The organism is Marinoscillum furvescens DSM 4134, assembly GCF_003386095.1.
Taxonomy (GTDB): Bacteria; Bacteroidota; Bacteroidia; order Cytophagales; family Cyclobacteriaceae; genus Marinoscillum; species Marinoscillum furvescens.
The window spans coordinates 109,617-121,698 of the sequence record NZ_QREG01000017.1; the positions used below are offsets into that span (position 1 = coordinate 109,617).

Below are 12,082 nucleotides of genomic sequence, written 5' to 3' on the forward strand. Positions count from 1 at the left end.
CATGACGGCTGGTCTAAGGTTAAGCGGTTTATTACCACATAAGTGGTTTTAAACAATTAGAGAGTATAAATAAATCGAAATAGTTAAAACGCAATAAAGTAGGTGTACCTATTAGTTACTTCATTTTAGGTGAAGTATTATGCCTGTAGTGGAAATACCCAACAATTCATTGCAGAGCATACGTTACCGCAAAACCAGAGCACACATTTATGGAACCTAAGCCCAGCCAGGATCAATCTGCAGAATCCCAACCTCAAGATATAGACGAACATCATCGAGAAGGTCTTTCTGACGCGGAGCTTTATGAAAAGCTTCTTCATATTCGCAATGGAGATTTTTCCGTTCGCTTTCCCGTAGGTGAAACAGGACTAACCGGAAAAATCTGCGATACCCTCAATGAAATCGTGGAAATGAACGAGACCATGTGTACAGAAGTGACACAGGCTCGTGACATGATCGGGAAGCGAGGGAAATTCACCAAAAAAGTAGAAATACCCGGAGCCAAAGGTTCTTGGCAAACATCCACAGATGCAGTAAACAACCTGATTTCTGATCTGGTGCAACCATTTATGCAGATCGCCATGGTGATCAGCTCAGTGGCAAAAGGAAACCTTTCGGAGGAAATGCCTTTATCCATTGATGGACACCCGCTAAGAGGAGAGTTTTTGCGCATAGCCAAGGATGTAAATGCCATGGTAAAACAGCTTAACCTGTTTTCCATGGAGGTAACGCGTGTGGCTACAGAAGTAGGTACTGAAGGTAAGCTCGGTGGTCAGGCCAAAATCAAGGGCGTGGCAGGGGTTTGGAAGGACCTGACAGACAGTGTAAATCAAATGGCGGGTAACCTTACTGCTCAGGTTAGAAATATCGCCGAAGTGACCACTGCAGTAGCACAAGGAGATTTGTCTCGGAAAATTACTGTGGACGTACGAGGTGAAATCGCCCAGCTCAAAGACACCATCAATACCATGGTGGATCAGCTCAATAGTTTTGGTTCGGAGGTAACTCGGGTGGCTCGTGAAGTGGGCTCGGAGGGAAAGCTCGGAGGACAGGCGAATGTACCTGGTGTGGCAGGTACCTGGAAAGACCTCACGGACAGTGTAAACCAAATGGCGGGAAACCTTACGGGCCAGGTGCGAAATATCGCAGAAGTGACCACAGCAGTTGCTAAAGGGGACCTTTCCAGGAAAATTACGGTAGACGTAAAGGGAGAAATCGCTGAGCTCAAAAACACGATCAACACTATGGTGGACCAGCTCAACTCCTTTGCTTCCGAGGTGACACGTGTGGCCCTGGAAGTGGGCACAGAAGGGATACTGGGCGGACAGGCCAAGGTACGTGGTGTAGGCGGTGTGTGGAAAGACCTTACGGATAGCGTAAACCAAATGGCCAGCAACCTGACTTCACAAGTGCGAAACATCGCAGAAGTGACTACAGCTGTTGCCAAAGGAGATTTGTCCCGAAAAATTACAGTAGACGTAAAAGGTGAAATTGCTCAGCTCAAAGGCACCATCAATACCATGGTGGATCAGCTCAACAGCTTTGGATCTGAGGTAACTCGTGTAGCGCGAGAGGTGGGCTCTGAAGGAAAACTCGGTGGTCAGGCAGATGTGCCGGGTGTGGCAGGTACCTGGAAAGACCTTACCGACAGTGTAAACCAGATGGCTAGCAACCTGACCGACCAGGTGCGAAACATTGCTGAAGTAACCACTGCAGTAGCCGAAGGTGATCTTTCTAAGAAAATCACCGTGGATGTGGAGGGCGAGATTGCGGAGCTCAAAAATACGATCAATACGATGGTAGATCAGCTCAACAGCTTTGGCTCGGAGGTAACTCGTGTGGCTCGAGAAGTGGGGTCTGAAGGTAAGCTTGGAGGGCAAGCCAATGTGCCCGGTGTAGCAGGCACATGGAAGGATCTGACCGATAGTGTAAACCAAATGGCCGGCAACCTTACCGATCAGGTGCGAAACATTGCAGAGGTAACCACAGCCGTGGCAAAAGGTGACTTGTCCAGAAAAATTACAGTGGATGTAGAGGGTGAGATAGCCGAGCTTAAAAACACCATCAATACCATGGTGGAGCAGCTCCGATCTTTTGCATCAGAGGTGACACGTGTAGCCCGGGAGGTTGGTACTGACGGAAAGCTGGGAGGACAAGCAAATGTGCCTGATGTGGGGGGAACCTGGAAAGACCTCACAGACAGTGTAAACCAAATGGCCGGCAACCTTACTGATCAGGTACGAAACATCGCCGAGGTAGCTGTGGCAGTAGCCAATGGGGATTTGTCACGAAAAATTACCGTGGATGTTCGAGGTGAAATCTTACAACTCAAAGAAACCATCAACACCATGGTGGATCAGCTGCGTGCCTTTGCTGCAGAGGTGACGCGTGTAGCCCGGGAGGTGGGTACAGATGGTAAGCTAGGAGGCCAGGCCTTTGTGCCAGGTGTGGCAGGCACGTGGAAAGACCTTACCGACAGTGTAAATCAAATGACTGGAAACCTCACCGATCAGGTACGAAACATCGCTGAGGTGACCAAAGCGGTGGCTAGTGGTGACCTTTCTAAAACTGTAACCATCGATGTGAAAGGGGAGATTTTGGACCTGAAAAATACCATCAACACGATGGTGGATCAGCTCAACAGTTTTGCTTATGAGGTGACCCGAGTAGCACGTGAGGTTGGTACTGAGGGCGAGCTGGGTGGTCAGGCCAATGTACGAGGCGTGGCAGGAACCTGGAAAGACCTTACCGACAGTGTAAATATGATGGCATCAAACCTTACGAGTCAGGTGCGTGGAATAGCAAAGGTGGTGACTGCCGTAGCCAATGGTAACCTTCGCCAGAAGCTGTCCATTGAGGCGAAAGGAGAGGTAGCCTCTCTCACCGAGACCATCAACGAAATGATAGACACCCTTGCTGTATTTGCAGATCAGGTGACCACAGTGGCACGTGAGGTAGGGGCTGAAGGTAAGCTGGGAGGACAGGCCCATGTGCCGGGAGCTTCAGGTATTTGGAAAGATCTCACTCAGAATGTAAACCAACTGGCTGCCAACCTTACCACCCAGGTTCGGGCGATTGCAGATGTAGCAAGCGCTGTAACAAAAGGTGATTTCAGTGGAACGATTAATGTAGGTGCTAAGGGAGAGGTAGAGGCTCTGAAAGATACCATCAATCAAATGATTGCCAATCTGAAGGCAACTACTACTCGAAACGAAGAGCAAGATTGGCTTAAATCCAACCTGGCCAAATTCACTCAGATGCTGCAAGGGCAAAAAGAGCTTGGAAAAGTGTCTGAAAAAATTCTCAGCGAGCTGGCTCGGGTGATTTCTGTACAGCACGGGGTTTTTTACATACTCGAAAACAATCAGGAAGTACCAAAATTGAAGCTACTGGCTTCCTTTGCGGCAGAGAAAAAAGAAAATCTGGTTCAGGAATACCGTCTGGGAGAGGCACTGATAGGTCAGTGTGCACTTGAAAAAGAGCGTATTATGCTTACCAATGTGCCTTCAAATTATCTGAAAATCAGTTCAGGCCTTGGTAAAGGGCGGCCGGTCAACATCATTGTTTTTCCGATCCTGTTTGAAGGAGAAGTAAAAGCTGTGTTTGAATTGGCATCATTTTCAGAATTTAGCCAGACTCATCTCAACCTACTGGAGCAACTCACAGTAAGTATTGGTATCGTGCTCAACACCATAGAGTCCAACACCCGGACTGAAGAACTCCTGGGGCAATCTCAGAAACTGGCTCAGGAACTTAAAATGCAGCAGGAAGAATTGCGCGTGACCAATGACGAACTGGAAGAAAAGGCAACCTTACTTGCCAAACAAAAAGAAGAGGTAGAGAAAAAGAATCAGGAAATTGAATTTGCCAAAAAATCTCTGGAGGAAAAAGCCGCACAGCTTACCATTACCTCGCAGTATAAGTCCGAGTTTTTGGCCAATATGTCGCACGAGCTGCGTACACCACTCAACAGTTTGTTGATGCTTTCTCAGCAGCTGAAAGAAAACAGTGAAGGCAACCTCAGTGACAAGCAAGTCAACTATTGTGAAATCATTCATTCATCAGGAAGTGAGCTGATCAACCTGATCAATGACATATTGGACCTTTCCAAGATTGAGTCAGGAGTAGTTACGGTAGACATTGCGCCGATATTTTTCTCTGATATCCTGGACTATCTCAAGAGTTCTTTTCAGCACATGGCTGATTATAAAGATTTGGAGTTTGAGATCGATGTAGCCAGCGATTTGCCTTCATTTATCGAAACGGATATTCAGAGATTAAAGCAAATTCTGAAAAACTTACTATCCAATGCCTTCAAGTTTACCGAAAAAGGCTCCATTTCGATCAGCGTATATACTGTGGATGAGCTTTATGGTGAGGCGCTGGATACCAACCAATTGTATGCTGCTTTTAAGATAAAAGATACAGGTCTGGGAATATCTAAAGACAAGCAGCGCATCATCTTCGAGGCATTTCAACAAGCCGAAGGATCTACCAGTAGAAAGTATGGAGGTACCGGACTGGGGCTTTCTATCAGTCGTGGACTGGCAAATCTGCTGGGAGGTTTTATTGATCTGGAAAGCGAACTCAACAAAGGGAGCATCTTTACACTGTATTTACCACTCAAGACACATAGCTACAGCCTCTCCGAAACAGAAGAGCTAATGCCAAAAAATGAAGTGCTGCTATCGCCGCCTGCAGAGGCAACCAACAGCGAAATAGTGGCACCCTCTGCCGGACAGAGTGCGGTCATTTCTGATGATAGAAAAGACATAGCTACGTCAGACGATGTGATTTTGCTTATCGACAATGAGGTGCGTACGTCCAAATTGCTCACCGGCGAAGTGCACAGGTACGATGCGAAAATCATTATCAGTGACAATTCGAAGAACATTACGCATCTGCTCTATGAATTCAAGCCCGTTGCCATTGTCGTCAATTTTGATACTGGAGATCTCATAGGACAGAAAATTCTCAATCAGATCAAGACCAACCTGGATTTGAGGCATATTCCTACAGGGATTATCGCCAAGACTTCCGGGCATTTTGATATCAAAAAGTATGGTCACACGTTTATGTCCAGGACTTCTGAGGAAGAGGACATAAAGGAAATGATGAAACGACTCATGAGCTACGTGGAAAAGGATACACGAAGGCTGCTGGTTGTTGATGCTGATGATAAACGATTTGCACGCTTTAAAGCTGCGCTGAATGATACGGGAGTAAAACTGATCAGAAGTACTCCTGAGGAGTTGAAAGCTATAGATCCCCATGATTTGGATGGAGCAGTGGTGAGTATGGACCATGCGTCCATTGCAGAGCTCAAAGAGCTAAACCAGAAAAACGCCCATGTGCCGCTTATTGTAAGCTGCTCTAAGCCGCCTTCGAAAACATCCATGAAAGAACTCACAGAACTAGGGCAGGCAGTAGTGATTGGCAATGGATCTGCAGATCACAGGTTGATCGATCAGTTGGTGCTCAACATGCACATCCCTTTTCAAAGCCTCTCCAGTGAAGGTCAGGATATGGTTAGCCGGGTGCATAACTCCAAAGACTTTTTGCAGGACAGAAAGATACTGATCGTGGATGATGACATCCGCAATATTTTTGCACTCACCTCTATTTTTGAGCAATATCAGAGCAACATCTTTTCTGCAGAAGGAGGTAAGAAGTCATTAAAAGTTTTACGCAAACATCCAGATATGGATGTGGTGCTGATGGACATCATGATGCCAGATATGGATGGCTATGAAACTATCAGAAAGATCCGAAGGATGGAGGAGTTCGAGTCGTTGCCCATTATAGCGGTGACAGCAAAAGCGATGCCCGAAGATCGTGAAAAGTGTATCAAGGCTGGGGCGTCAGAGTACATAACCAAGCCTATAGACACAGAAGAGTTGATTTCAATTATTAAATACTTTGTATAAGGCTCCGATATGCCCGTAAAAATATTAATAGTAGACGATCGCGAGGAAAACCACCTTTCGCTAAAATCGGTGTTTGAGCATACCAACTACACCTTTGTGGATGCTTATTCGGGAGAGGAGGCACTCAAAGTGCTGTTGGAAGATACCCAATTTACCTTGATCATCATGGATGTAATTATGATCGGGATGGATGGTTTCGAGACGGCTTCCTACATCGTGCAGCGAGAGCGCTTACGCAACATCCCGATTATCTTTCTCACAGCTCGGGATACTGAAAATCAGATTTTCAGAGCCTTTGACCTGGGTGCTGTCGACTACATCAGCAAGCCTGTAGTGCCAGACCTGTTGAGAGCCAAAGTAAAAGTATTTGTAGAGCTCAGTAGGAAAAACCTGGAATTGGAACGACAAAAGCACAAACTGAAGTTGATGAACCAGGAGCTCATTACTGAAGTGCAAGAGCGTAAATCTTCAGAGTTGAAAATCAAACAACTCAATGATCAGCTAAGTAGTCGCTTGCGCGAGCTCGAAGCATTGGATGCATTTTCCTATTCCGTAGCTCATGACTTTAAAACTCCCCTCAACAACATCGCTATGATTGCACATATCCTCAAACGAAATGCATGTGTTCAAAATGATGAGGAGGCCAGTGACCATGTAGAGAAAATTGATGGGCAAATTGGGTTGCTCACTAGTCTAGTAGATGATTTGCTGATATTTTCGAGAGATGATGTGGTGATCAAGCGCGAAATGGTGGACATGTCCAAAATCGTGAGACAGGTGATAGAAGAGCAAACTTTTGCCTATGGCGGAGCTAAAAACTATCAAATAGAAGTGAGCGATCTCCCGGAGGTATACTGCAATCCTGGTCTGATCAAGCAAGTTTGGTCAAACCTGCTTTCCAATGCTTTTAAATATAGTAGCCATCGGGAAAGACCCGAAATTGCGATCACACATGAAGAGGAGGAAGAGCTAGCGATTTTTTCGGTTACCGATAATGGTGTTGGGTTTGGAGAAGAAGAGTCTCACAATTTGTTTAAAGTATTTAAGCGGCTCGATTCCGCTAGTGGATTTGAGGGTACAGGTGTAGGACTGGTGCTGGTAAAGCGAATTATCGAAAAGCATGGTGGAGAAATCTGGGCAGAATCCCAACCGAATGTTGCCACCAGGTTTACTTTTTGCCTGTGCCAGCAAACCAATGGAGTTTCTACCATGCAGACTAAGTCCACAGAAAGTATAAACCGGCGTTATAATTAATAGCGGGTATGCCTAAAAACCTGTCAAGACATCAGTCTTGACAGGTTTAAAAATAGGGAACGAGATGTTTTAGTAACCTTCCTGAGCACCTATGTCAAAAGCACCACCATCTGGTCTGCCCCGGCCGTAGATGTCATCCAATATGCCAAAGGAACTAAGGTCTGCACCCGCATCTACTACACTGCCAAGTCCCAATATGTCTTCTACGCTTTTTACCAACCCATAGATTGATAAGTTCGGAACGTCATTGGTAAACACATTATTAGAAGCTTCCAGCTCAGCACCATTTTTCGTAAGTGTTCCGGCATTTGCTACCAGATTGTTGACAAATCGTTTGGGGCCACCATCGTTGTTGTAAAACACAAATCCATATTTCTGCGAATTGATCACGGAATTGTTCATGATGTTGAAATAACCCTCTTTGAGGCGCTTTACATATTTGCCATGACTAGCGTAGATGCCGTGTTCACCGGAGTTGTAGAAGATATTATTATAGATATCCAGGTTTCCAATGCCTTGAATCTGGCATCCATTGCCAGTTCCGGTATCTACCAGGTTGTTGTAAAACTTTCCAGTGGTGCCTTCACCTATGAATAGTCCTTCATTGTGTGCAGAGTGATTTTTTGTGCCGTAGTTTCGTATCACGTTGTTGTACACGCGCACATTTTGATTGGCATTTTTTATCTGAATACCATCATAGCCTACATTTTCGATCAGGTTGTTGTAGATCTTTACCCCTCTGATGGAGTGACTGTAGGTTATAGCGGGGCATTTGCTTTCTTTTCTGCCGGTATAAAACCCATGGCCCATGTAGATGCCTTCTCCACCTGTGTCGTGGATATAGTTGTCGTGGATGCTAATGTCTCGCATAACCCAGGCTTGGCGGGTGTGGTCAGTAAATAACTCACAGTCCTGATAGGGGCTGGTCTTCACGCCTATGCCTGCAAAGCCTGCACGGTCTCCTTTGCCTTCAGGTGTACTGCCTGCTACTTCTATTCGTGCCATTTCTACATCTGTAGTGAAGCGTTCCATGGTCACATAAAACCCCTTTTCAGTAGTCACACGGATGCCGTATTGATCGTCTGTGCCATCTCCGATGAGTTTAAAATCCTTACTGTTTTCAAATTTTAAGCCGAATGATGCGTCGGAGTATATCTTGGCTATTCCTCCACAGTTTCTAATGATCACAGGGTTGTTTCGGGTACCTACGATGTTGCGAAACACCAATCGATTGTAGTCTACAGATGCATCCAAACAGATGATATCTCCTGGCTGGATGTTGAGCTGCGTGCCGTCGGTTACATAGTTGTTTACTACATGATCACAGTCCGCGCATGTAGTTGAGGTGGAGGGGGAGTATGAAGCGCTTTCGGTATTAGGACTTGCTTCGGTGGAGATTTCCTGCTCGTTGGCCATGTCACATTGCGTGAAAAGAAACGGGAGGGTGAGAATAAGCGAACATATCAGAGTTGTTACGTTGCGTTGCTGTCCATTGCTGTTGTTCTTTTTCATTTTCTGTCTGGTTGTTAAAAACTTCTATAAAAGCTGTGGTAGATCTTGCACATTACTTGTGGAAAATACTACTACACTGACTTTTGTCGCAAAGCTAACGCAGATGTTGTGTGAAAAAGTGCCTGTTGATTCTTAGGGGGTCGTGTGAAGGGTTAGGTTTTGGGGTTGTAAAAGGTTATAAGTATCAGAAAAACAGACAGATATAAGATTTTTGTGAGTGGTGATAAAGTTGAAAAATTGGGTGTTTTGCCTAGAGTAGAGTGGTGAGTGTATGTAGTTGAAATGACTACAAATTGTCATAAAAAAAACTACATACTAGAGTTACGCACTACAAAAGCTGTAGTAGTTAGTATGACAGAGAAAGAAAATTGGAACAATTGGATTCAAAAAAAATAGGCCCATCGCTTACAAGTACGACGGGCCCACACGGCATCAACGAAATTCTGAAGAGGGAAATTGAGAACGATGCGCGTGAATTTTAGGGAGAAAGTTGATTGTTGCTGAGTAAGTATTTTTGCACGCGTTCCACGATCTGGTGATTGCTGATGCCTGTGCCTTTCAGCTGAATGATTTCAGAAGATGCCAATGCCAGGTTTGTAGACAAGGTATTGTCTTCAAAGGAGGCTTCACACCCTTCTTTGGTGGGTTTCTTGCTTAAAATCAGGTTTTGAGACACGCGCTTTTCACCACCTTTTTCATTATAGAGCACCAGGCCCGCATTATGGGCCATGAGTATGGTGTTGTTATGAATGTCAAAAGCCCCATCAGGTAATCGTACAACATATTTGCCATGAGTGGCATAAATGCCATGTTCACCAGCATTTAAAAACAGGTTGTTGTGCAATTCAATATTTCCAAGTCCCTGAATCTGGCAGCCATTGCCTGTTCCCGTGTCGATGATGTTGCCATAAAACTCGCCCGTGGTGCCTTCACCAATAAATAGCCCTTCATTGTGGGCTTTTTTGTTTTTTGTGCCGTAGTTGAGAATGGTGTTTTTAAACACCTTTACATCCCTGTCTGCATTTTTGATTTGAATACCATCGTAGCCTACGTTGGCTATTTTGTTGTGATGGATCCTTACTCCCCGAATGCTGTGCGAATAGCGCTTTCTGGAATCCTTGCATTTTGGTTCGGGCCTGCCTTTATAGAAGCCATGGCCAATATATAAGCCTTCTCCACCAATGTCATGAATGTAGTTGTCATGTATGTGGATGTTTTTCATGACCCAATCCTCCCGGTTTGGATCCAAAAACCGAGTACAATCCTCGTAAGGACTTGTTTTGGCAGCTATGCCTGCAAAACCTGCACCGGCGCCTTTTCCATTGGGGTTGGTTCCACGTATTTCGATGTTTTCTATTTCAAAATCAGAGGTAAAGCTTTCCATGGTGAGGTAAAACCCCTTTTGGGTAGTGATGACTATCCCATATTCATGAGTGTCACTTCCCGTGCCAGACAGCTTGATGTGTTGGCTGTTTTGAAACTTCATGCCAAAGGCATTCTGAGCATAAATACGTGTTTGACCGTTACAGTTTTGAATAGTAATAGGCTGCTCACTAGTTCCTTGGAGATTTTTGAGGGTAATGCGTTTGTATCGTCTGGGTGCCAGGCAGATAACATCGCCTGGTTGTACATTCTGTTTGCTACCATCAAACACATTGGAAGAAATGAGGTGATCGCATTCGGTGCATGGTAGTGCCTCCGCAGGAGTCAGCAATGTAGAAGCGATTAGTATAAAAAGAGAGATCATTCCATTTGATTTTATATAGTAAAAGAAAGAAAGAGGCCGGCCCGAAGGGGGGAGAGTGAGGGAGTATGCCTTCGGGCCGTGTGGGTCAAACTGCCTCTTTCTGAAGCATAGCTGGTATTGTGTTGATCAGCAATCGCATGTCATAGATCATAGAATGCTTTCGAGCATACTCGATATCCAGATTGATGCGTTCTTCATCACTCATATCGTCTTTGCCCCGTTTGGTGACCTGCCATAGTCCGGTCACACCTGCCGGAGCCAGAAATCGCTTGGCCACCTCATCCTGCGTTAGCTGTTCGGCTTCATACAGCGGTAGTGGTCGGTTGCCCACGATAGACATGTCACCTTTGAGTACATTAATGAGCTGTGGCACTTCATCCAGACTCGTCTTGCGCAAAAAACGACCAAATGGGGTGACTCGTGGGTCGTTTTTGATCTTGATAAAAATGCCATCACCATACTGGTTGTGAGTGGAAAGTTGCTGCAGACGGGCATCAGCATCCTGGTACATAGATCTGAATTTGATGAAAGGAAACACGTTGTAGTTATGACCTGCACGTCTGGAGACATAGAAGATGGGTCCTCTGGACTCTAGCTTGATGATAAGCGCAATCAATAAGAGGAGAGGAGAAAGCACGATCAGCGCACTGGCCGCTACCAGGATGTCAAACATGCGCTTTGCGGGTGGGATTTTCACCCCTGCAGGTTCTTCGACAGGTTCTTCTTCGGTGTCTTTGTATTCTTTCATTTTTTGAATCATATCGAATTTCCGCTCCAGGTTGTCGCTTAGTTTACCGAAGTGGTAGTCATCAAACTGGTATGTGGTGGCTACTTCTCTGGCCTCAGCATCTTCCTCCACACTGTAGAGCACTATCGGCAGAGCGAGATTGTCGGCCTTGTCTTTAATCTCACCAAATTTGGCATGCTCTTCCAGCCCTGAGCGGTATAAAACCGTAATGGCTGTTGGTTCCATTTTTTCAAGTGCTTTGGGCGCTGCTGCGATATCTATACACGTAAAATCCATGCCTTTGAGGTGAAATTCACTTTTGATGTGAACTTCGTGACCTACTACCCACATCACATTGTGGGGGTGTTGAGGAGAGTTTTGCTGGTTGTGATTATACATGATTTGCTTGGTTTAAGGTTTGATCAATAGTTTCCAGAAGTTCTTCCGGGTTAAACGGCTTAGCAACGATGCGCTCGATGTTCCAGATCTGGGCGTGTTCTTCCAGGTCAGGATCTGAACTGCCCGTAAGCACCACTATAGGGATGTCTCGAAACAGCCCGCTGGTGCGCAGGTTTTCAGTAAGCTCCATACCATTGACGAATGGCATTTTAAAATCCGTAAGGATAAGGTTTGGGAAATTGCCGGCACTAAGCCAGTCCCAGGCGTCCATAGAATTATGAACAGCATGTACCTGATAGACAGGCTCCAGGTAAGTAGTGAGTAGTGCACACAGCGCTGTGTCATCTTCTACTATCAAAATGGTGTTTTTTGCGCCTTCCATGGTTGTGATCTTCGTTGGGTTTAGAGGTATTGGCTTATCGTTTTTCTGATGATGACGATTCAAAGCTAAGGCGCTCTTGTACACCATTGAATGATGCAGTGGTTACATAAGAATTACCCTACACCTTACACTTC

The 12,082-nt window shown here is 45.5% G+C and carries 6 protein-coding genes; 2 read left to right on the forward strand and 4 right to left on the reverse strand.

The window, feature by feature from the left end; translation table 11 throughout:
• Positions 1-209: 209 nt before the first annotated feature.
• Positions 210-5,927 (forward strand): HAMP domain-containing protein, encoded by a 5,718-nt coding sequence (locus tag C7460_RS16765; RefSeq protein WP_115869284.1) that lies wholly within the window; start codon positions 210-212, stop codon positions 5,925-5,927.
• Between the two features lie 9 nt (positions 5,928-5,936).
• Entirely contained in the window at positions 5,937-7,181 is a 1,245-nt protein-coding gene (locus tag C7460_RS16770; protein ID WP_115869285.1) for a hybrid sensor histidine kinase/response regulator, read from the forward strand.
• Positions 7,182-7,250: 69 nt separating this feature from the next.
• On the opposite strand, the gene C7460_RS16775 is transcribed toward C7460_RS16770, so the two are convergent.
• The 4 genes from C7460_RS16775 to C7460_RS16790 all read right to left on the reverse strand — a co-directional run bounded on the left by C7460_RS16775 (position 7,251) and on the right by C7460_RS16790 (position 11,948).
• Positions 7,251-8,693 (reverse strand): right-handed parallel beta-helix repeat-containing protein, encoded by a 1,443-nt coding sequence (locus C7460_RS16775; protein ID WP_115869286.1) that lies wholly within the window; start codon positions 8,691-8,693, stop codon positions 7,251-7,253.
• Between the two features lie 478 nt (positions 8,694-9,171).
• Positions 9,172-10,440, reverse strand: a complete 1,269-nt coding sequence (locus C7460_RS16780; RefSeq protein WP_115869287.1) for a right-handed parallel beta-helix repeat-containing protein — start codon at positions 10,438-10,440, stop codon at positions 9,172-9,174.
• Between the two features lie 85 nt (positions 10,441-10,525).
• Positions 10,526-11,566: a sugar transferase gene (locus C7460_RS16785; protein ID WP_221409555.1), complete on the reverse strand. Its 1,041-nt coding sequence runs from the start codon at positions 11,564-11,566 to the stop codon at positions 10,526-10,528.
• Positions 11,559-11,948 carry a response regulator gene (locus C7460_RS16790; protein ID WP_170148058.1) on the reverse strand — a complete coding sequence of 130 codons (390 nt, stop codon included), beginning with the start codon at positions 11,946-11,948 and terminating at the stop codon, positions 11,559-11,561. The genes C7460_RS16785 and C7460_RS16790 overlap by 8 nt, the downstream gene beginning before the upstream one ends.
• Positions 11,949-12,082 lie beyond the last annotated feature (134 nt).

Excerpts from the sequence above, each read along its gene's own strand:
- C7460_RS16765 (WP_115869284.1), top strand. The coding sequence starts at position 210 with ATGGAACCTAAGCCCAGCCAGGATCAATCTGCAGAATCCCAACCTCAA.
- C7460_RS16790 (WP_170148058.1), bottom strand. The coding sequence starts at position 11,948 with ATGGAAGGCGCAAAAAACACCATTTTGATAGTAGAAGATGACACAGCG.
- C7460_RS16785 (WP_221409555.1), bottom strand. The coding sequence starts at position 11,566 with ATGTATAATCACAACCAGCAAAACTCTCCTCAACACCCCCACAATGTG.
- C7460_RS16780 (WP_115869287.1), bottom strand. The coding sequence starts at position 10,440 with ATGATCTCTCTTTTTATACTAATCGCTTCTACATTGCTGACTCCTGCG.
- C7460_RS16770 (WP_115869285.1), top strand. The coding sequence starts at position 5,937 with ATGCCCGTAAAAATATTAATAGTAGACGATCGCGAGGAAAACCACCTT.
- C7460_RS16775 (WP_115869286.1), bottom strand. The coding sequence starts at position 8,693 with ATGAAAAAGAACAACAGCAATGGACAGCAACGCAACGTAACAACTCTG.